The organism is Pseudodesulfovibrio portus, assembly GCF_026000375.1.
In the GTDB taxonomy this organism is placed as follows: Bacteria; Desulfobacterota; Desulfovibrionia; order Desulfovibrionales; family Desulfovibrionaceae; genus Pseudodesulfovibrio; species Pseudodesulfovibrio portus.
In genome coordinates, this window is sequence record NZ_AP026708.1 from 1,617,742 (window position 1) to 1,638,030 (window position 20,289).

The 20,289-nt window shown below is 62.8% G+C and carries 18 protein-coding genes; 11 read left to right on the plus strand and 7 right to left on the minus strand.

Annotated features, from left to right (window positions below; genetic code table 11):
• Positions 1–51 precede the first annotated feature (51 nt).
• From OO730_RS07845 to OO730_RS07860, 4 genes are all read right to left on the minus strand, one after another.
• Complete coding sequence (locus OO730_RS07845; RefSeq protein ID WP_264984030.1) at positions 52–504, minus strand: glycine zipper domain-containing protein; 453 nt, start codon at positions 502–504, stop codon at positions 52–54.
• 178 nt (positions 505–682) lie between these two features.
• Complete coding sequence (locus tag OO730_RS07850) at positions 683–3,169, minus strand: EAL domain-containing protein (RefSeq protein WP_264984031.1); 2,487 nt, start codon at positions 3,167–3,169, stop codon at positions 683–685.
• Positions 3,170–3,280: 111 nt separating this feature from the next.
• Positions 3,281–4,069, minus strand: coding sequence for a GGDEF domain-containing protein (locus OO730_RS07855; RefSeq protein WP_264984032.1), 789 nt, complete (start codon positions 4,067–4,069; stop codon positions 3,281–3,283).
• 16 nt (positions 4,070–4,085) lie between these two features.
• Positions 4,086–4,541, minus strand: a complete 456-nt coding sequence (locus OO730_RS07860; protein ID WP_264984033.1) for a hypothetical protein — start codon at positions 4,539–4,541, stop codon at positions 4,086–4,088.
• Between the two features lie 171 nt (positions 4,542–4,712).
• Here OO730_RS07860 and OO730_RS07865 point away from each other — a divergent pair, with 171 nt between their 5' ends.
• From OO730_RS07865 to OO730_RS07875, 3 genes are read left to right on the plus strand one after another with little or no spacing between them, the layout of a single operon-like run.
• Complete coding sequence (locus OO730_RS07865) at positions 4,713–5,132, plus strand: hypothetical protein (RefSeq protein WP_264984034.1); 420 nt, start codon at positions 4,713–4,715, stop codon at positions 5,130–5,132.
• Between the two features lie 12 nt (positions 5,133–5,144).
• On the plus strand, positions 5,145–5,699 hold the full coding sequence (locus tag OO730_RS07870) for a hypothetical protein (RefSeq protein ID WP_264984035.1): 555 nt from the start codon (positions 5,145–5,147) through the stop codon (positions 5,697–5,699).
• A 2-nt stretch (positions 5,700–5,701) separates the two neighbouring features.
• A complete protein-coding gene (locus OO730_RS07875; protein WP_264984036.1) occupies positions 5,702–6,505 on the plus strand; it encodes a nitroreductase family protein in 804 nt (267 codons plus the stop codon).
• A 95-nt stretch (positions 6,506–6,600) separates the two neighbouring features.
• Here OO730_RS07875 and OO730_RS07880 read toward each other — a convergent pair whose 3' ends face one another.
• Positions 6,601–7,095 carry a 3D domain-containing protein gene (locus tag OO730_RS07880; RefSeq protein ID WP_264984037.1) on the minus strand — a complete coding sequence of 165 codons (495 nt, stop codon included), beginning with the start codon at positions 7,093–7,095 and terminating at the stop codon, positions 6,601–6,603.
• 301 nt (positions 7,096–7,396) lie between these two features.
• Between OO730_RS07880 and OO730_RS07885 the strand changes: the two genes are divergently transcribed.
• Both OO730_RS07885 and OO730_RS07890 read left to right on the plus strand, forming a co-directional pair.
• A complete protein-coding gene (locus OO730_RS07885) occupies positions 7,397–8,626 on the plus strand; it encodes an MBL fold metallo-hydrolase (RefSeq protein ID WP_264984038.1) in 1,230 nt (409 codons plus the stop codon).
• A 58-nt stretch (positions 8,627–8,684) separates the two neighbouring features.
• Positions 8,685–9,074, plus strand: coding sequence for an Hpt domain-containing protein (locus OO730_RS07890; protein WP_264984039.1), 390 nt, complete (start codon positions 8,685–8,687; stop codon positions 9,072–9,074).
• Between the two features lie 68 nt (positions 9,075–9,142).
• Here the strand turns inward: OO730_RS07890 and OO730_RS07895 are convergent, their stop codons facing one another.
• Positions 9,143–9,700, minus strand: a complete 558-nt coding sequence (locus OO730_RS07895) for an OmpH family outer membrane protein (RefSeq protein WP_264984040.1) — start codon at positions 9,698–9,700, stop codon at positions 9,143–9,145.
• Positions 9,701–9,994: 294 nt separating this feature from the next.
• Here OO730_RS07895 and OO730_RS07900 point away from each other — a divergent pair, with 294 nt between their 5' ends.
• The 3 genes from OO730_RS07900 to OO730_RS07910 all read left to right on the plus strand — a co-directional run bounded on the left by OO730_RS07900 (position 9,995) and on the right by OO730_RS07910 (position 13,983).
• Positions 9,995–11,617 (plus strand): flagellar hook protein FlgE, encoded by a 1,623-nt coding sequence (locus OO730_RS07900; RefSeq protein WP_264984041.1) that lies wholly within the window; start codon positions 9,995–9,997, stop codon positions 11,615–11,617.
• A 135-nt stretch (positions 11,618–11,752) separates the two neighbouring features.
• Positions 11,753–13,108 (plus strand): tetratricopeptide repeat protein, encoded by a 1,356-nt coding sequence (locus OO730_RS07905; protein WP_264984042.1) that lies wholly within the window; start codon positions 11,753–11,755, stop codon positions 13,106–13,108.
• Positions 13,105–13,983: a carbohydrate kinase family protein gene (locus tag OO730_RS07910; RefSeq protein ID WP_264984043.1), complete on the plus strand. Its 879-nt coding sequence runs from the start codon at positions 13,105–13,107 to the stop codon at positions 13,981–13,983. Before OO730_RS07905 ends, OO730_RS07910 begins: the two co-directional genes overlap by 4 nt.
• Before the next feature lie 892 nt (positions 13,984–14,875).
• Here the strand turns inward: OO730_RS07910 and OO730_RS07915 are convergent.
• Positions 14,876–15,616 (minus strand): RNA methyltransferase, encoded by a 741-nt coding sequence (locus tag OO730_RS07915; protein ID WP_264984044.1) that lies wholly within the window; start codon positions 15,614–15,616, stop codon positions 14,876–14,878.
• Between the two features lie 309 nt (positions 15,617–15,925).
• Here OO730_RS07915 and OO730_RS07920 point away from each other — a divergent pair, with 309 nt between their 5' ends.
• The 3 genes from OO730_RS07920 (at position 15,926) to OO730_RS07930 (ending at position 20,238) form a co-directional block, all read left to right on the plus strand.
• Positions 15,926–16,894, plus strand: coding sequence for a TAXI family TRAP transporter solute-binding subunit (locus tag OO730_RS07920; protein WP_264984045.1), 969 nt, complete (start codon positions 15,926–15,928; stop codon positions 16,892–16,894).
• Positions 16,895–17,111: 217 nt separating this feature from the next.
• Positions 17,112–19,040, plus strand: a complete 1,929-nt coding sequence (locus OO730_RS07925) for a TRAP transporter permease (RefSeq protein WP_264984046.1) — start codon at positions 17,112–17,114, stop codon at positions 19,038–19,040.
• 166 nt (positions 19,041–19,206) lie between these two features.
• Positions 19,207–20,238: a TAXI family TRAP transporter solute-binding subunit gene (locus OO730_RS07930; RefSeq protein ID WP_264984047.1), complete on the plus strand. Its 1,032-nt coding sequence runs from the start codon at positions 19,207–19,209 to the stop codon at positions 20,236–20,238.
• Positions 20,239–20,289 lie beyond the last annotated feature (51 nt).

Sequence of the window (20,289 nt, forward strand, 5' to 3'; positions counted from 1 at the left end):
AGGGCCCCCGGACGATCCGGGGGCCTTCGGAGGTAAGGCTCGGCGGCCGGTCTACTGGACCAGCTGCCAGGAGCCGTCGGGCTGTCTGTAGGCGCGGGCGTATATGGTCTCGGTGGACCCGTCGGCCATGCGCGCCTTGAGCGTCACGTCGCGCTCGACGCGGCCGTTGTCGTACTGGCGAGGCGGCTGGGGCACGGCCTCGTAGTGGGTGCGGGTGTCGGGGTTGACCCATTGGGTCTGGCGGCCGGAGGGAGTGGTTTCCAGGGTATCGACCACCCGGCTCTGGTCGTAGGCGTCCATCTTGTCCATCTCGTTGCCGGCGATGTACCCCACCAGCAATCCGGTTCCCGCGCCGATGGCCGCGCCGGACACCTTGTTCTTGAAGGTCAGGGCGCCTACGGTGGCACCGGCCAGGGAGCCGAGCAGGGCTCCGTTCTGGGCCCGGTTGGCAGTACAGCCGGTCAGCAGGGCTATCATCAGTGCAAATGCTATGACGGTTCTCATGATTCCATCCTCCTTGAGCCTCTCGGCGCTCGTGTTCATGCAAGGGCATGAGCAATGGCCGTGCCTAAGAATAAGAGTCCGGAATCATTTATTTTCTTGAAGAGAAGGCCGGGGTGGGCGAGTGCAAATTGCGCACGGGATGCAAGAATGGTCCGCCCCGAACCGGGAACCGGGGAGGCTACTCCGCGCCTTCTTCCCGACAGCGTCGACTGGCCCGTGCCACATTCTCCCGGGCGTCTCCGTCACTCCCGCCGCCACGCAGCATGAGCAGTTGCAGGGCTTCATCGGTGGGCAGGGGACGGTGGAAATAGAACCCCTGGACGCATTCGCACTCCAGGTCGATGAGGGAACAGAGCTGTCCCGGTTCCTCGACGCCTTCGGCCACCACGTCGAGATCCAGGGAGTGGGCCAGGGCGATGACCGCCTTGACGATCTCCATGTTCTCCGGGTCGGTCTTCATGCGCGAGATGAAGGCGCGATCGACCTTGAGGGTGTCCACGGGCAGCTGCTGGAGCTGGGACAGGGAGGAATACCCCTTGCCGAAGTCGTCGATGGAGAACCGCACGCCCTCCTTGCGCAGCCGCTTGAGGATGCGGATGGCGGATTCCGGGTTTTCCATGATGGTGGACTCGGTGATCTCCAGCTTGAGACTGGACGGGTCCAGGTCGAATTCGGCAAGCGCCCTGAGGACTATCTTGTCCAGTTCCGAGCGGATGAACTGCTTGGAGGAAAGATTGACCGACACGGATACGTCCTTGGCCTTGTCCGTCCTGGTCCGCCAGTCGGCCAGGGTCCGTAGCGACTCGTAGAGCACCCACTCGCCAAGGGGGATGATCAGGCCGGACTCCTCGGCCAGGGGAATGAATTCAGACGGCGGGATGGCCCCCCTGTCCGGGTGGTCCCACCGGGCCAGCGCCTCGAAGCCGATGACGTCGTGGCCGCTGATGTCCATGATGGGTTGGAAGGCCACGTGGAATTCCCCGCTTTCGAGCCCGCGGCGCATGTCGTTTTCCAGGGTGAGCTGGTCCACGGCGGTCTCCAGCATCCGCTCGGTGAAGACCTTGAACCGGTTGCGGCCCGCTTCCTTGGCCCGATGCATGGCGATGTTGGCGTGCTGGAGCACGTCGCCGGGCCGGATGTTGGGAATGGGGCTGAGCACGAGCCCGAAACTGGCCGTGGTCTGCACCTGGTTCTCCTGGAACAGGAACGGCTCGGATAAACGCTGACGGACGCGCTTGACGATGCGGATGGCCTCGCCCGGGCTGGACAGCTCGTCCAGAAGCAGGACGAACTCGTCGCCGCCGAAACGGGCCACCGTGTCCAGGCCGCGCATCTCGGCCGTCAGCCGGATGGCGGTCTCGGTCAGCACCATGTCCCCGAAGCGGTGGCCCAGGGAATCGTTGATGACCTTGAAGCGGTCCAGATCGAGGAACACCACGGCGAAATAATAGCTGCCCCGGCGGCTGGCCCGGCGCATGGCCTGGTTGATGCGGTCCAGGCACAGGGTGCGGTTGGCCAGGTTGGTCAGCGGATCGTGCAGGGCCTGATGGCGAAGCTGCTCCTCCATGAGCTTGTTGTCCGTGATGTCCCTGAAGCTGAACCGCACACCCAGCGGCTTGTTGTTGATGCCGGAGACGGACCGTCCCACCACGCCGATCCAGCGGGTTTTGTTGTCGGCGGTCGTGATCCGGAAATCCAGGGAATCGCCATGCTCGTTGTTGGCCGACAGCAGATAGGCATCCCATGCGCCCCGGTCATCCTCAAGGATGATGGAGCGCACCAATTCCGGCTCCTCGAAAAATCGTTCGGGGGGATACCCGGTGATCCGCTCGCAGGCAGGGGAACAATAGATTATGGAACCGTCGAGCCCGATCCAGGCCTCCCACCCGTAGGCGAAGTCGGCGATGGTCCGATACCGCTCCTCGCTCTCCTGAAGGACGCGCACCAGCCGCTCCCGCTGGCTCTGGATGAGCGCCCTCTTCTGCTCGCCCATGGCAGATTGCCGCAGGATATAGACGGAAAGGGAAGCGATGATGAACAGGATGCCCAACAGGATCAAGGCGGCGCGATTCCGAAAGACCGCTATCTCCTGTTCGACGTCGGCCACATACAGCCCGGTGCCGACGATCCAGCCCCACTGCGGGAACACGTGCACGTAGGACAGCTTCGCCTCCACCCGTTCGGGATCGTCGTTCCACTGCCAGTAGTAGCGGACGAAGCCCGCGTGCCCCTCCTTGGCGACGCGCACGAATTCCGAGAAAACCCGGGTTCCTTCCCGGTCCCGGAATTCGGTCATGTTCCTGCCGATCAGATCGCGCCGGTAGGGATGCATGATCATGACGGCGCGTTCATCGGTGACCCAGAAATAGTCCTTGCTCTCCGGCCCGTAGCGCATGGATCGGACGAACTCCCGCGCCAGCTTCTTGGCGTATTCTTCCGTCACTTCACCTTGTTGGGACAGGGCGTAAAAATGCTCGAGGGCGCTGATGACCGACCCGGTCAACTCGATGGAAATCCTTTTCTTGGACTCCATGAGCTCGCGTTCAATGGTGGGGAGCATGTACATGAAGATGGACCCGGCAAAAAGCAGGAGCATCAGCGCGGAGGGCAGGAGTACCCTAAACGGCGTGAACTTAAGTAAGGTCTTCAGATTATCCAGGGTCATGGCGTACTACCGGTTGAACAACGAACAGTGTGCCGCATTCCACCATACCCATAGCGCGAAATCACAATAAAGGGAAAGGGGATTAGATCGGGTGCCGTGACGGGGTCTTCGTCAGGCCGCAAGTTCATCCTCGCGCTTGACGATCACCCTGTTCCTGCCGGAGTTCTTGGCCCCGGCCAGGGCCGCCTGGAGGCGCTGCATGAGGGAGTCCACGGAATCTTCCCGACCGGCCTGAGCCACCCCGAGGGAAATGGTCATGCGAATCTTTCCGCCGAAGATCTTGTGGCTCACGACCTGGCGGAGCTTTTCCGCGACGATGGCCGCCTTGTCCACATCCGTATGCGGGGCCAGGATGACGAATTTGCCGCCGCGCCAGCGGAAGAGATAATCGTTGTTCCTGAGCATCCCTTCCACATAGCTGGACAGATTGCACAAGAACTTGTCGCCCGCCTTGTACCCGTGGGTCTCGTTGATGGTGCGGTAGTCGTCCACGTCGAAAATGATGCCGGACAGGTCGTTGCCGTAGCGGCGCACGTTGTTCAGCTCCCGTGCCGCCACCTCTTCGAACTTGATCCGGTTGAACGTCTTGGTCATGGCGTCGTACACCACCAGCCGCTCCAGCTGATCGGCCATGGCGGTGAGGGCGAGGCTGTCCCTGTCCAGGATGGACACGAACCGCTTGAATACCAGCAACGCCTGGGCGGCCAGGATGAAGAAACCGGCCACCATGGTCAGGTAGAAGAGCCGCAGCAGGGACTCCGGGTTTTCTGGCGGGGTGGCGATCAGGGTGTAGACGATGCCGAAGTTGACGCACAACAACACACACAGGGCGACGATGCTCAGGACGTAGAAGGCCTTGTAGCGCAGCTTGAGCTTGGTGGCGGTGCGGTGGCTGGTCATGGCATGATCCGGGCGGCTACTTGAGCCCGCCTTCAAAGGTGTAATACAGGCTGCCGGTGTCGTGCTCGTTGTCGTAATTGAGCTCTATGGAAAAGTCCGGCCACATCCAGCCGTAGCGAAACCCGATGCCCCGGCCCGGCCCGTATGCCTGGATGAGCATGTCCTTGAGCAGGAACTGGTTCACCCTGCCCTTGAAGGCGACGCCGACGCGGTAGAGCTTGTCCTTGCGAAAGTAATAGGCCACGGACTGCAGGTCGGCCTTGTCCAGCTTCATGGGCTCGTTTTTCTTGAAATAGGTATCCTTGTACCCCTTCTCCTGCACAGGCATGAGGTCCGGGACGTCGGCCAGGGAGACGCCCCACTCGAGCCCGCGGAAACTCATCGGGTGCGGCGTGGACACGAAGTCGGCGGCGCCGGAAACGGCCGGCATGGCCAGGGCTATAAGCAATATCAGAACGCGTACGGTTTGCATGGCAATACTATCTCACTTGATATGGAAGCGACCGGATAACCTATTGTACGGACTCTGGAAGCAAAATCAAGACAGGAAGTGAACACCCGCCCCCGGCAAAAAAACGGCCCCAGAGGTGAAAATTTGCACACGCATTGTCAGCGGACGCCCCCCTATGATAAGCGAGGCCCCATGAGACACGCACGAATGCAAACCCTTGCCGGACTGGCCCTTGCCGCCATGGTCCTGTTCACGAGCCTCGGCTGCACGCCTTCCGACGAAGACCGGCTGTCCGCCCTCGAGGCCGAAGTCGCCGCCCTCAAGGAACGCAGCCTCGCCAGCCGCGAAGAGCTGGCCCAGGTGCGCAAGAACCTGGAAGCCATCCAGGACCTGCTCAAGCTCGACCGGGATCGCGCCCGGCTTGAACAGGACGAAAACACCGCTCCGCCGTCCGACGAAGAACTGGACGCCAAGGCCAAGTCCTTTGTGGACAAGAACCTGGACAGGCTCATGGAAGTGACCAAGAAGCTCCTGGACAAGATGGAGAAGGAGCTGGACGAACAGCTCGAAAAGATGAATGAACCGACCCCGCCCCAAGGGGACGAAATCTAACGGAGACGTTGAATGCGATTCCTTAAACGGGCCGCCCTGCTGTGTCTGCTGCTCCTGGCCGTCGCCTGCACCAAGTCGGGCGGCATCACCCTCGGTTACCAGGCCGTGGGTGTTCCCGCCCGCTGCGCCGCCGACATGGTGGTCTTCAAATTCGAGGATAAACGCGCCGACAAGACCCTGGGCCGCTACAACGACGGCACCGCCATCACCGCCGTGTCCGACGTGGCCGACTGGGTGGGCTGGGCCCTGTTCGACGAGCTGGAAAAGGTGGGCTGCCGACCCAAGTACCGCACCTCCACCGTGACCCCCGGCGAAGCCCCCATGGTCACCGGCGAAGTGCTTTCCCTGAGCCTCAACCAGACCGGCGCCACCACCTTCGAGGGCAAGATCGCGGTCCGCATCATGGTCGTCAAGGCGGGCCAGACCCTGCACATCCAGAAGTATTCCAGCCAGGTGGAAGACGTGGTCCTGGCCGGATACGGCTCCGAGGCCGACATCATGCAGGAAGCCCTGCGCGGCGTCATGACCGAAGCCGTCCCCGCCATCATCGCCGAAACCGGGAAATAGCCATGTTCGACAAGGAACTGTGCAAGCAGTGCGGCGCCTGCGCCGACGAATGTCCCTTCGATCTCATCGTGGACGGCAAGGACGGCTTCCCCAAGCTGCGCCCCGCCGCCAGGAAGACCTGCATCAACTGCGGGCACTGCGTGGCCGTCTGCCCGGTCCGGGCCGTCACCCTGCCCGAGATGCCCGTGGTCACCGACGGGCTGTCCCCGGACCAGTGCGGCCCGCTGCTCAAGGACCTCGGGATTTCCCCGCAGGAGGCCGAGCAGTTCCTGCGCGGCCGCCGCTCCATCCGCACCTACAAGGACAAGATCATCCCCGAAGAGACCCTCGAGCACCTCTTCTGGGTGGCCAGTCACGCCCCCAGCGCCAAGAACGGCCAGCCGGCCCGCTGGATCGTCACCCGCAATCCGCAGGTCACCCGCCGCCTGGCCGGGCTGACCGTGGAATACATGGCCACCAACTCGGTCTTCCCGGGCGTGGTCAGGAACTGGGAAAAAGGGCTGGACAAGATCCTGCACGGCGCACCCCACGTGGCCGTGGCCCACGCGCCCGAAGACGGCTTCAACCCGGCCGAGGACTGCTCCCTGGCCGCCGCCTACCTCGAACTGGCCGCCCATGCGCACAACATCGGCGCATGCTGGGCCGGGTTCCTCATGGAAGTGGCCGAAGGCTGCTGCGCCATCCGGGAAACCCTGGGCATACCCGAAGGACACGGCGTCTACGCCGCCCTCATGCTCGGCTACCCCAAATACCGATACAAGCGCATCCCCAAACGCAGGGACGTGGAAATCTCCTGGCTGGATTGACGGCAAGGGCTTTTCGTCTCGTGCCGGTTGGCGATTTGGACAAAAAAAACCCCGCATCACTGCGGGGTTTTTCGTTTTCAGGGGTCCGGAGGCACCTAGATTTCCAGGAGTGCCACCTTGACGTTCTTTTTGCCGAATTGGCGGGCCTGGTCCTCGTCCCACATGAAGATGTCGACGCGCTTGGTGAAGCGCTTGTTCATGAGGTCGTTGATCTCGAAGATGCCGTAGCCTTCAATGCGGACTTTGCGGCCGAACACCCAACCCTGGTCGAACAGGTCCCGGGACACGGCGATGGTGCCCGCCCGGACCTTGCGCATGGACGCCGCGATGAGCGGATCGTCGTCACACTGGTCGGTGGTCGGGTTGTAGGCGGTGACGGTCACCGTCCTGACCGGGGACAGGTCCAGGGCCTTCTGGAGAAGGCGGGCCTCTTCCACAAGCCCTTTCCGGGCTTCAGCGGTCTTGTGCGCCAGATCAAGCTGGTGGCTGAGGTCGTCGATTTTCTGCTGTTTGACAACGACAACCACAGCCATAATCACGAGAAAGGCACATAAAACCGGCGTGATGGCGTAGTTGATTAATTTATTCATCTATACATTACTCCCTTCGTTTGGTTCGGAGGCTATAATGGGCGTTTCCAACCTTGTCAACGCACAATTCTCTTCCCTGCAAACTGCGAGCCGCATCAATTTATCTACCTGAATTAACGTGATATTTTTTTGAAAATCCCGGATCATTCGCTTCCGCGCACCTATCGGAAACCAACTATTTCAGCTCGTTATGAACTCTTCAGCTCACGTCATTTGCGTATTTATTATATAGATTGACAAGTTAAATATAATATGACCTAATTCGCGTCACCGATCGAAACAATGCAAGGATTCAGTAAGGTTGACGCAATTCAGAGCTCTGCCCGTATGGAGGGGCGACGCATTTCTGCTCAGGAGTCAACGGGGAACGTACCTGTTTGACGGCGGCGATCTGGCCGGAGGGCTTCCCAGGATGCTGCGCGAGCGGCGGGTGGGCAATTTGCGCGCGGCAGTGTGCACGTTTCCGTCCCCGGACAGACTGGGCGGCATCCTCGAGCTGCTGGCCGACGGCTACCCTGTCAGGGAGTGCTGGCTGCCCGCCAGGCTGGGCGTCCTCGAGGGCATGGCCCGCAGCTTCAACGGGGACTGGCCCGGCTGGTTCTCTCTTTTCAACGCCCCGGTGCCGCGTGATTTCCGTCCCCCCGAGCCGACGGTATCGGACAGCCGCGTCGGCGCGGCCATGCTCATGACCCTGGCCGCAGCCGGGTGTCCCGGAGAGCCCCTGCCCGTGCCCAGCGCCGGTCCCGAGGCCTGCGTGGCCGAGCTGTTCGAGGGGCTGGTCCTGCGGGCCGCCGCCCGGCGCGGAGAGCGGGGCGCGGCCCGGGCCCTGCAACGCCTGGGCAAGGACCTGTCAAAGGCCGGAGGCTTTCGTGAGCAGGCCCTGCTCTGCTGCTCCCTGCTCCTGGACCACGCCGGGGCCGGCCGCGCAGGCGACGCCGACGCACGTGTCGTCAAAGGGCTGACCCTGGCGGCCATGACCGCCGTCCTGACGACAGGCACCCCCCGCGTCCGGTACTTCCGACGCTCCCACGGGCCGCAATACCACCTCATCCCCCGGCACCCCGTCATGTGCCTCAACGGCACGGAGACGGACCTCCGGGAGCCTGCTCCGCCCGCCGATCCGGAACACCTGTACCGGGAGGCCGGGAAACTGTTCGGCAACGGACGGGGGCTGGTCTTCCAGCATGGCGACGGCCGATGCGGCACGTTGTTTTGCAGCAACTCGCGGCTCCTGTTCGCAGGGACCGAAAACGGCATCCCCCTCAGGCGGCCCACCGTGATCACGGCCCCGGGACAGGGAGCGGTCTCCCTGGAAGAGGCATACGCCCGCATCCGTTCCGACGCCCCGGAAAAAGACTTCTGGGTGCGGGCCCATTACTCCCACGCCCGGAAGGTGTCCGAGGCGTACAAGCAGCTCCCGAACCGATTCTGCCTGAGCAATCCCGCCTTCCGCTCCATGCAGGAGGTTGTTCTCGAATTCGACGGGGACCGCTGGCACAGGCGCGCCGGCAAATTCTGCACCTGCAAATGACCCGGGGATCGGTCCGGTTGCGGCTCCGGCGCACGGAAATTCCTTCCCATAAGACAGCGTGAATGATAAACAGGACTCCACTTTCGACAAGGGAGCCAAGAGCATGACCGATGTCCTTTTCAACCAAACGCAATTCCTGGCCAGCCTGGCTGACGACGAGGAACTCGCACAGGAACTGCTGGTCGCCTTTTTCCAGGACAGCCCGCAGAGGACGTCCGAACTGCGGGAGGCCATCGATTCGGGAGATGCCCTGACAGCCTCCAAGCTGGCCCACTCCCTCAAGGGCATGTGCGGCGTGGTCCGGGCCGAACGGCTGTCGGAACTGGCCCTGAACATGGAGCGCCTGTCCAGGGACGGCGAAATGGACCAGGTCAAAACGAATTTCGACCTGTTCGTTGCGGCCCACCGGGAGACCACGGACCAGATGAATGCCTACATGAACCACTGACCGAATCCACGACAACAAAAAAAGGGCACCCGCGCGCGGGTGCCCTTTTTTTGTTTCTTTCGGTCCGGCTATTCGGCGGGCTTGGCCGCTTCGGGCGCGGCTTCAGACGCGGCTTCGGGGGCGGCCTCTTCCTTTTCGGGCGCTGCCGCTGCGGCGGGCGGAGTAAAATCCAGGACCACGCCGTCCATGGCCGCCACGATGTCGGCGGTGATGTCGACGGCGTCGCTGGCGGAAATCACGGCCTGCTTGCTCAGGATGAGGGTCAGTCCGTTTTCGGCGCGGTATTTCTCCAGCACTTCGTTGAACTTCGCGTCGACCAAGGCCACGATGCGCTGCTGCTCGCCGTTCATGGTGTTCTGCAATTTGCCCATGGCCAGCTTGTAGGCGGCCACGGTTTCCTCAGTCTGATTCTCCTGCATGGCCTTGTAGGCGGCCTCGGCCTCGGCCTGCATGGGCGCTCCAAGCTGCTGCAGGTAGGCCATGGCGTCCTTGGCCACCTTGTTGTCCTTGAAGGCTGCGGCTTCGTCCACAATGCAGATCTTGACCGAGGGTTCCTGCCGGTCGCAACCGGCCATGAGCATGAGGGCAAGGGCCGCTGCGGCGAGCAGAATAAAGGTCTTCTTCATCAATGATATCTCCATGTTTTTTCGATTGCTGTCACTTTCGACGAAAGTCCGGCCAGCCTACGCCGTGAGGGAAAAGCTGGCAAGGGAAAGATCGGAAACCCCGACCACGCCTCCACCGGAGACGCCGGAAGGATATTCCTGCCCGGTGCCGGACCTTATATATTGAAATACAATACGATTCAAAATGGCACATCCCTTGCTCACACCACGGGTGAGAAGGAATCGGGAATTTCTTTCCGGGAACGGGTCGTTCCGGGATTCCCGCCACATCCGGCCAGCCGGATTGGAGGAAGTATGAGTTTCAGCAGTTTGTATGTTGGAGCCACTGGCGTGGTCGCGCACAACGCGAGCATGCAGGTGGTGGGCAACAACCTGGCAAACGTCAGCACCACGGGCTACAAGAAGGCCGACACCCAGTTCGGGTCGCTCATGAGCCAGCAACTGGGCACCGGGGGCTCCATCTATGAGACGGGTGCCTTCGCCTTCAGCCAGATCGGCAAAGGCGTGGCCGTCTCGGAAATCCGCACCATCTTCACGGAGGGCGGGCTGGAGACGACCACCACGGCCACGGACCTGGCCATCGAGGGAAACGGCTATTTCGGGGTCAACAACCCGTATGACGGCAACACGACGAACGGCGCGGAGTACTACACCCGCGCCGGCGCGTTCCGTTTCAACAACGAAGCCTACCTCGTGGACCCCCACGGATACCGGCTGCAGGGGTACGTCGTTGACCGCGAGACCGGGGAACTGGCCACCACCATCTCGGACGTCCAACTGCCGTACGAAGACGAAATCGTCGACGGCAACCTCGTCCGCACGGTGCAATCGGAGCCCCGGGCCACCACTTCCTTCGAAATGGTCACCAACCTCGACCACACGGCAGCCGACCTGTTCGGCAGCTACTCCACGCCCTTCATGGCCATGCTCGAGGCATACAACGCCAACCTGAGCAACGCGTCCACGCCCTTCGGGGACACCCTGCCCGAGTATTCATCGAGCATCACCTGCTACGACAACGAGGGCAACGGCCACGAAGTGACCGTCTATTTCGACCCCATAGCGGACTACACCCTGTCCAACGCCACCCCGGGGAACTCCTATTGGGAGTACCTCATCGCCATTCCCGCCGAATCCGACGGCTCGGCGGCCTACGGGACCTCCGGGGCCGGACTGGTCGGCGCGGGCGTCATGGTCTTCGACGGCCAGGGGCAGTTCGTGAACCAGGTCGCGTTCTCCCTGGACTCCACCACGGCCAGCAGCGCCACCAGCCCCGGCGCGTGGACAACGGCCTCCTTCGACGAGGACGGCCTGCCCCAATTCGCCGTCACCTTCGGCAGCAACGGCGGAGCCATCGGGACCGAGCATTTCATTTCCTACGACTTCGGCATCACCTCCGCCACCGGGACCTGGACCGGCGGGGTGAGCAATGCGAGCGGCCTCGGCAACAACGTGCAGAACCTGGCCTCCATCGGCGACCCGGTGCGGGACGCCCGCGTCACCACCAGCTACGACAACCCGTCCGCCACCCTGTACCACATCCAGGACGGCTACACCTCGGGCTACCTGCAATATGTCAGCGTGGACCGAGAAGGGTTCCTGAACGGGCATTTCACCAACAACCAGACAGAACAACTCTTCCAGGTCGCGGTATACACCTTCAACAGCCAGTGGGGGCTCAGGCGAAGCGGCCACACCAACTTCGTGGCCACCGAGGCCTCGGGAGCGGCCATCGCCGGGACGGCCTCGACCAACGGTCGAGGCACCATCGCCCAGAACACGCTGGAGGAGAGCAACGTGGACATGGCCGAGGAATTCGCCAAGATGATCATCACCCAGCGCGGGTACCAGGCCAATACCAAGGTCATCACCACCTCGGACTCCCTGCTCAACACCCTGATTTCCACCAAACGATAAAACCGCTCACTTCCGCCGGGAACGGGCCGCACCCCATACGTTTCGGGGGCGGCCCTTTTCTTGTCAACCGCCCCGCCTCCTTGAATTCCCCCGGCAAACGGGATAGTGGAACCGCAGCAACCAAGGAGCCCTTCCATGACAGAGAATCCGACCCCGCGCACCCCGGCCGACATCATGGCCGCCGTCACCGAAGTGGAACGCCAGGCCCCCGGCGGGGCGGAGGCCCTGTACATGGCCGCCATGCTGGCGGACTCGCCGCTGCCCTACGACTTTGCCCTGGCCATGGACGGCACCCCGCACAACCCGGCCCTGATCAACCCGGCGGCCGCATTTTTCGCCACCACCGCCCTGTTCGAGCCGCTGGTGGAGCTCGACCTTGTCCGGACCGACGCCGACGCCCGGATTTTCACCCTGCCCCGGGACGTCCGCGACGCCCTGCGGGACGCCCTCGACCCGGAGCAGACCCTGGAATGGGCCGGAAGGGCCGTGTACGGCCTGAACCTGATCCTGCCTGACGCCGAGCCGCAGAACTGGCCCACGGTCCAGTGGCTCATGCCCCACGTCCATGCCTGCCGCGACCTGGCCGGGGACATCGGCCTGACCACGGCGGCGGCCAACCGGGTCCTGCACCAGGCCGGGTTCTCGCTCCACCACCAGCAGCGCCATCAGGAAGCAGCCGCGCTCCTTGAGGCGGCCATGGCCGTGGACGTCCTCCTCAAGACCGACCGGCACCCGGACATCGCCGCCGACCTGGAAGGCCTGGGCACGGTCTACTGGGCCGGAGGGGACCTCGAGCGGGCCGAGGCCGCCTTCACCGAATGCCTCAGGCTCCAGAAAGAAATCTTCACCGAGGACAACCCGGTCATCGTGTCCGTCCTGAACAGTCTCGGCGTGGTCCGCCAGGCCCTGGGCCGGGCCGAAGAGGCGGAACAGGCCTTCATCGAATGCATGCGCGTGCTGGAAGCCACCCACGGCGCGGACCATCCGGCCACGGCCTCCTGCCTGTCCAACATGGCCCTGCTCTTGGAGGCGGAAGACCGATCCGGCGAGGCCCTGGACGCGGCCAACCGGGCCCTGGGCATCAACCGGGCCGCCTACGGCGAGGATCACCCGGAGGTGGCCTCGGACCACAACACCGTGGCCCTCATGCTGGAGCGGACGGGCGAAACGGCCGGTGCCGAGGAACATTTCCGGAAAAGCCTGGACATCCGGGAGCGGATATACGGCCCTGATCACCCCGAGACGGCCCAGGCCCTGTGCAACCTGGCCCTGCTGCTCTCGGCAACGGGCCGGGAAGGCGAGTCCCTGGACCTGTTCGACGCCGGGCTGGGGGCCTACGAGACATCGCTGGGGCCGAACCACCCGCTCATGGAACCCGCCCTGAACAACTTCATCATGCTCCTGGAAAGGCTGGCCGCCACAGGCGACGAAGTCCTGCGCAGCCGGGCCGAATCCCGGCTCAAGGCCATTGTCGGGAAGGGCGGGGCATGACGCACCACCTGGCCATAGGTTTGGGAGAAATTCTCTGGGACGTCCTGCCCGACTCCCGGATGCTCGGCGGCGCGCCCGCAAACTTCGCCTACCACGTGAACGCGCTGGGCGGCGCGGGCATCCCCGTGTCGCGCGTGGGCGACGACGAACTGGGCCGGGAGGCCCTGTCCGTCCTGGCCACCAGCGGCCTGAACATCGATTCGGTGTCGGTGGACCCGGTCCACCCCACCGGCACGGTGGACGCCCGCATCGATGCAAGCGGCGTGGCCACATACACCTTCCCCGACGACGTGGCCTGGGATTTCATCACCCTGGACGCCGACGCGCTCAATCTGGCGGCCAGGGCGAACGCGGTCTGCTTCGGCACCCTGGCCCAGCGTTCCGGCGTTTCCCGGTCCGCCATCCACGACTTTCTCCGGGCCGCGCCCGGCGCGCTCAAGATCTGTGACATCAACCTGCGCCAGAATTTCTACTCCCGGGCGATCATCACCTGTTCCCTGGAGCTGGCCGACGTGCTCAAGATCAACGACGACGAACTGGCCATCCTGATCGACATGTACTCCCTGCCCCGGGACGAGAAAGAAGCGCTCCAGGCGCTCATGAACCGCCACTGGCTCAAGCTGTGCGTGCTCACCAGGGGGGACAGGGGCAGCCTCGTCATCTCCCCGGACGCGGCCTCGGACCTGCCGGGCACTCCGGTGAAGGTCACGGACACCATCGGCGCGGGGGATTCGTTTACCGCTGCGCTGGCCCTGGCCTATCTTGACGGCTGGGACCTCGACGCCCTCCACCGCCGGGCCGCCGAAGTGGCCGCCTACGTCTGCACCCAACCCGGCGCCATGCCGAAGGTGCCGGACGAACTGCGCATCAAGTGACACATGGGTCGCCTCAAGCGGCGGGCCTTTAAAGGCAGTAATGAATGACCGCCCAAGGGGCGGTCTTTTTTTGTCGGGAGAGGGATATTCCAGGGTTGGAAGAGTTGTGGGCGCATTCGCGTTGTACGTTTATCGTTCTCCTTTCATCGTGTTCCGCCCCTCGGCGGCCCTATTTTTGGCTGACGCCCCAAAAATAGGGGAAAAAGGGCGCTTTCGGGGTAGCTCGCGCTGTCAGGCCCAAAAGCCTGTAGGCGACTTTGTTGCCCGTCTGCAAACTTGTCTGCGGCAAGGTCGACGGGCTGCGCAAGTCGCCCGGAACAGGCTCTACGGCCTGCCAACGATTGTCTTCTGCGACCGCCTACCCCTGCCATCTCCAACAGGTGCACCCGTTGAAGACGCTCGCACGAGTAATCGCAGGGCAACCCCGCCCTTGATCGCGGCCTAGAAGCCGACAGCGAGGAGCGGCGGCTCCCATAAGGAAATACGTGTTCCTCGCCATGGCCTTCACCCTTCTGCAGGCACAACGCGTCCCAATCCCCACGGATGGGAGCCGATCCGAGCTGATCGGATTCTTGCCGCGATCTTGGGGGCGGCCAAGCTGGAAAAGCGCACTTTTTGCTTACTTTTTGGTGCGCCAGCCACAAATCCGCAGGACAGCGGATTTGGAGCGCGCCTGGCAAGGCGCGACCCCGAAGGGGTGAGGGCCATGGACGGCCCGAATCAAAAAGTAAGCCGCTGTAAAAGCGGAACACAACGCGGGGAGGACGAAAAAACTAAAACGCGAATGCGCCGACATCTTTCTTCCCAGCGCCGAAGGCGCTTCTCTCAAAAAAAAAGGCCGCCCCTTGGGCGGCCAACATTTCGCTTTTAAAGGCCCGCTGCTCGAAGCGACCTATTTAGGCCCATACCTTTTCACGAACCACTGCACCTGACGACAGACACCCATGAGCAGATTGAACTCGTTGCGCTTGAGATTGATCTTGGAAAAGAAGCGGCGCACCGGCAGCATCCAGTAGTCCGGGTTGTCGTCCTTGAGAAAATCGATGGCCAGCAGGGTCTCCTGCAGGTTGCCGAACAGCGCCTCCTGCTCCTGCACGGTGGTGGGCCGCTCCTCGGGCGGGCCGTCCGGGGTGTACGGCGAGGCCAGGGCCTTCTTGAAGCACTCGTACAGCACGACCACCACGGCCTGGGCCAGGTTCAGGGAGGTGCCCTCCCGGCTGGTGGGGATGGTCATCAGGCCGGAGCAGATGGACGTCTCCTCGTTGGTCAGCCCCTTGTCTTCGGGACCGAAAACGATGGCCACGTTGCCGCCGGACCCGATCCGCTCGTCCACCACGCCCGCCAGGGTCTCGGGGCTCATGATCCCCTTGCGCCATCCCCCGGTGCGGGCCGTGGTCCCGTACACCGCCGTGCACCCCTCCACCGCTTCGGCCAGGGTGTCGGTGATGCGCGCGGTCTCCAGGATGTGCCGGGCATGGGCCGTTGCCAGGGGCAGGGCCTTCTCCATATCGAAATTGCGCGGGGCCACGACGACCAGGTCGTCCACGCCCATGTTCAGGCAGGCGCGGGCCACGGAGCCGATGTTCTCCGGATACTTGGGGCTGAACAGGACAACCCTGACGTTTTGAAGCATGTCCACCTCCGAGACAAGGACGCCTGCGCATGTACCACACCTTGCCCGGAAGTCAAAAGGCAACGGTTCGCCCCCGGATGAACGGCCCGGACTGACTGGTCGGTCAAAAAACCCAATAATATTAATTTCCTAATAAAATCAGCGTGTGACGGATCGTGCACAAGAGAAAAGACGTTGAAAAATTTGCTGTCCTATGACACAACAGGCTACCGATGGTAATTTCCATCGGGGTGTATTTTGCCACGTTAGAGATCGATGGCAAAAAAAGTTGCGGTCCTTATTAACATTTGCGGTCCTTTAGGAGGAAACATGAAACGGATTATCATCCTGGCCCTCGCCCTTGCCGTCATCCTCGGCATGTCTTTCAGCGCGCACGCCAAAAAGCGCTATGTCTTCGGCGGCGGCCCTGCTGGCGGTACTTTCCAGGTTGTCGCCAACGGAATCCAGGTTTTCGAACCCATCAAAAACAGCCCCAACTTCGCAGTCAAGGCCCAGTCTTCCGGCGGTTCCGTCGAGAACCTCCGCACCACCAACGCCGGTCGCGTGGCCTTCTCCACCGTGTACGCCGGTCATGTCTTCCTCGGTCGCAACGGCAAGATGAAGAACGATACCAACAAGTATGAAAACGTCATGGCCGTGGGCTACCTCTACGGTGCTCCCGCCCAGCTCGTCGTGCGCAAGGGCTCGGGCATCAAGTCCGTCAAGGACCTGGCCGGCAAGAAAGTCGGCGTGGGCAACGCCGGTTCCGGCGCCTTCGCCAACTGCGAACTCTTCTTCACCCACATGGGCGTCTGGGACTCCATTGAACGCAACGCCATGGGCTACAACGACGCTGCCCAGGCCTTCGGCAACGAGCAGCTCGACGCCTTCTGGCTGTTCACCGCATTCCCGTCCGGTGCCGTCATCATGGCCGCCCAGACCAACGACATCGAGCTCGTTGACCTGGCCGCCGACGCCAAGGCTTCCGGCTACTTCGACAAATACCCCTACTTCGGCAAGCTGTCCGTGCCCGCCGGTACCTACCGCGGCGTGGACGCCGACGTCCCCTCCTTCTTCGACTCCGCCCTCCTGGTGACCAATGCCAAGATCCCCGCGGATCACGTCTACGAGCTGATGCAGGCCGTCTGGTCCGACGCAGGCCTCAAGCACATGCTCGAGCAGAAGAAGACCTTCAAGGACATGTCCGTGGCCAACGGCATCAAGGGAATCGACCCCAACGTCATTCCCCTGCACCCCGGCGCAGTCAAGTTCTGGAAGGAAAAGGGCGTCCTCGAGTAGGCCGCACTCGCTTTGCAGCACATATGACCGGGCGGACTCCGGTCCGCCCGGCTTCAAAAGGCTTCCAGGCCTTTTGTCCGACAAATTGATATTTTAGTCTTTGCTCCTTCCCGAGCGACGGCTTGCCGTATGCATTTCGGCAGGCCCCGCCCATTGGGCCGTCCACGGGGAGCGGAGTGCTTCAACCTGCTGCCGCCAGGGCAGTTGCGAGTGCATAATGTACGACAAACTTTCCAGAATCGAACAATTCCTTTTTGACTTCCTGTCCGTAGGCCTGGTCCTGTTCTACTCATGGTCCGCCATTTTCGAGCCTGCGGCCACCCAGTTTCACCGGGGCATATACGTCATCGTGACCTATATCCTGGTCTTCCTGCTGTACAAGTCCAAACACATCGTCTTGCGCATCCTGGACTACCTGCTCATGGTCGCCTCGGCCGTGACCGTGGGGTACTGGATAGTGAATTTCGAGGCCATCAACTACCGCACCGGCATCGAGACCGAGCTGGACCAGTGGATGGCCATGGTCGGCGTGCTCATCGGCGTGGAGCTCGCCCGGCGCGTGGTCGGCAACGTCTTCGTCATCATCGGCGTGGCCATGATCCTGTTCGGGATGTACGGGGCGCAAATGCCGGAACTCATCGCCCACGCGGGCGCGACGTTCCCCGAGCTGTGCACCTCCATCTTCTACCGCTCCGACGGCGTGTTCGGCATCATGGCCAACGTGCTCGCCACCTACATCATCCTGTTCGTGCTCTTCGGGGCCTTCCTGGAGCGGTGCGGAGCGCAGAAGTTCTTCATCGACTTCCCCCTGGCCGCCGTGGGCCACAAGGTCGGCGGCCCGGCCAAGGTGTCGGTCATCGCTTCCGGCCTGTTCGGCTCCATCTCCGGCTCGGCCATCGCCAACACCGTGTCCACGGGCGCGTTCACCATCCCCATGATGAAGAAGGCGGGCTTCAAGCCCCACATCGCAGGCGGCATCGAGCCCGCAGCCTCCATCGGCGGCATGTTCATGCCCCCCATCATGGGCGCGGGCGGCTTCATCATGGCCGAAATGACCGGCCTGCCCTACTCGACCATCATGCTCATCGCCATCTTCCCGGCGCTCATGTACTTCTTCTCGGTCTTCGTCATGGTTCACTACGAGGCCAAAAAGAACAACGTCGTGGGTGAACGGTACAAGTATTCCGCCATGGAAATCTTCAAGAAGGAATGGCTGTACACCCTGCCGCTGGTGGGCATCACCATCTTCATGCTGGCCGGGTACTCGCCCGGCTATTCGGCCATCATCGGCCTTGCCGCCTGCATCGGCCTGTCCTTCAAGGACAAGGGCAACCACATCGACCCGACCCTGCTGTGCATCATGGCCTTCATGGTCATCTGCCCCTGGGTGATCAAGATCATCTCCGCAGCGGGCGGCAAGGAAGCGGCGGACGCCGTCAGGCCGTTCCTGTCGGGCCGCATCCTGCTGCTCTACGGACTGATCGCGGCGGCGGCCCTGTTCGCCTACCGCCGTCAGACCGTTTCGGGCATGAAGTCCGAACTCGGCCAGTTCGTGGTCGCCGCCCGCGAGGGAACCATCAACTCGCTGAAGATCGGCGCCACGGTCGGCGTCATCGGCATCATCATCGGCGTACTCACCTACTCCGGACTGGTGCTGACCTTCGCCGACATCGTCATCGAGCTGGCCCACGGGTCCCTGGTGGCCACCATCCTGCTCATCGCGCTGGCCTCCCTCATCCTGGGCATGGGCGTGCCCGTCACCGCCGCCTACCTGATCACGGCGGTTGTGGCCGTACCCGCCCTGACGCACCTGGGCGTCAACGAGGTTGCCGCGCACATGATCGTGTACTGGCTGTCCCAGGACTCCAACATCACGCCCCCGGTGTGCATCGCGGCCTTTGCGGGCGCCACCATCGCCGGGGCCAACATGTGGCGGACCGCGTTCGCCTCGTTCAAGTTCGCCAAGTTCCTGTACCTGGCCCCGTTCCTGTTCGCCTACGTCCCGGCCTTCTCCCTGGCGGCCGAACCAACGGAAATCGCCATCTGGTTCGCCATCATCATCGCCTGCGTGTACGCATACTCATGGTTCCTGTCGGGAATCTGGTTCGCCCCGTTGAAGCGGATGTTCGCAAGCGCGACCGCCTAGGCGAAAACCGACAAACCCCGAAGGGGCAACCGGCATCCCGGTTGCCCCTTTTCATTTTCAGGACATTATAACTTGTCGCAACGCGTTGAATTCCCTTTATCCCTGTGCCACAATCTCTCATTCAATCCGTGTTGCCAGCCGTGCGTCAAACAGTATCGGAGTTCCGATGTACCGTTCAGCCTCTGTTGCCCTGACCATCGCCATCAGCCTGTGGGCCGCGTTCCTGGCCGGCTGCTCGCCCGAGGGGGAAGATGAGCGCAAACAGCCGACCCGGACACTGCAGTCGAGGCAGAAGGTCTCCCTCGTCTTCAACGGCGGCCCTTCGGGCGGGACGTTCAATTATTTCGCCAACAAGATGTCCGCCCTGATCACGGAAAACGAAAAGTGGATGGACATCACCCCGAGCGGGTCCGGCGGGTCCCTGAGCAATATCTGCGCCCTGAACCTCGACCAGGCGGACATGGCCATCCTGTATGCAGGGGACGCCTTCCTGGGCCGCAACGGCAAGCTCGACTGCGAGGAAGCCCGGATGGACCATGTCCGGACAATCGCCTACCTGTATGGCGCACCCGCCCAGTTGGTGGTGCGCAGGGATTCCGACATCCACTCCGTTCGCGACCTCAAGGGCAAGATCGTGGCTGTGGGCAATGCGGGTTCCGGCGCGGCCCTCTCGGCGGAAAGGTTCTTCAGGCACCTCCGCCTGTGGAACGAGATCGACCACCGCAACCTGGGCTATTCCGAAGCGGCGGCGAACTTCGGCGCGGGCAGGGTGGACGCCTTCTGGGCCCTGGTGGGCTACCCGAATTGCTCGATCATCGAAGCGGCGACGCACACGCCCATCCGGCTCATCGACCTGCACGGCATCTCGGTGCAGTCGGGCTTCTACGACCTCTACCCGTTCTATGTCTTCACCAAAATCCCGTCCGGGACCTATGCGGGGCAGGACAAGGCCGTGGCCACCTTCCAGGACTCGGCCCTGTGGTGCGCCAGAAAGGACCTCGACGAAGACGTGGTCTACCTCGGGCTCAAGGCCATCTTCAGCGAGCAGGGGCTGGAGGGCATGCGCTCGGCCCACAGGGCGGCCCGGTCCATGTCCGAGGCGCACGCACTGGACAACCTGCCCGTGCCCCTGCATCCGGGAGCGATCAGGTTCTGGTCGGAAAGGGGCAAGAACATCCCGGCAATCCTGCTGCCCTGACCCTCCGCTCCCCGCCCATCCCGGGTAAATTGATTGGACGCTCAAACAGGA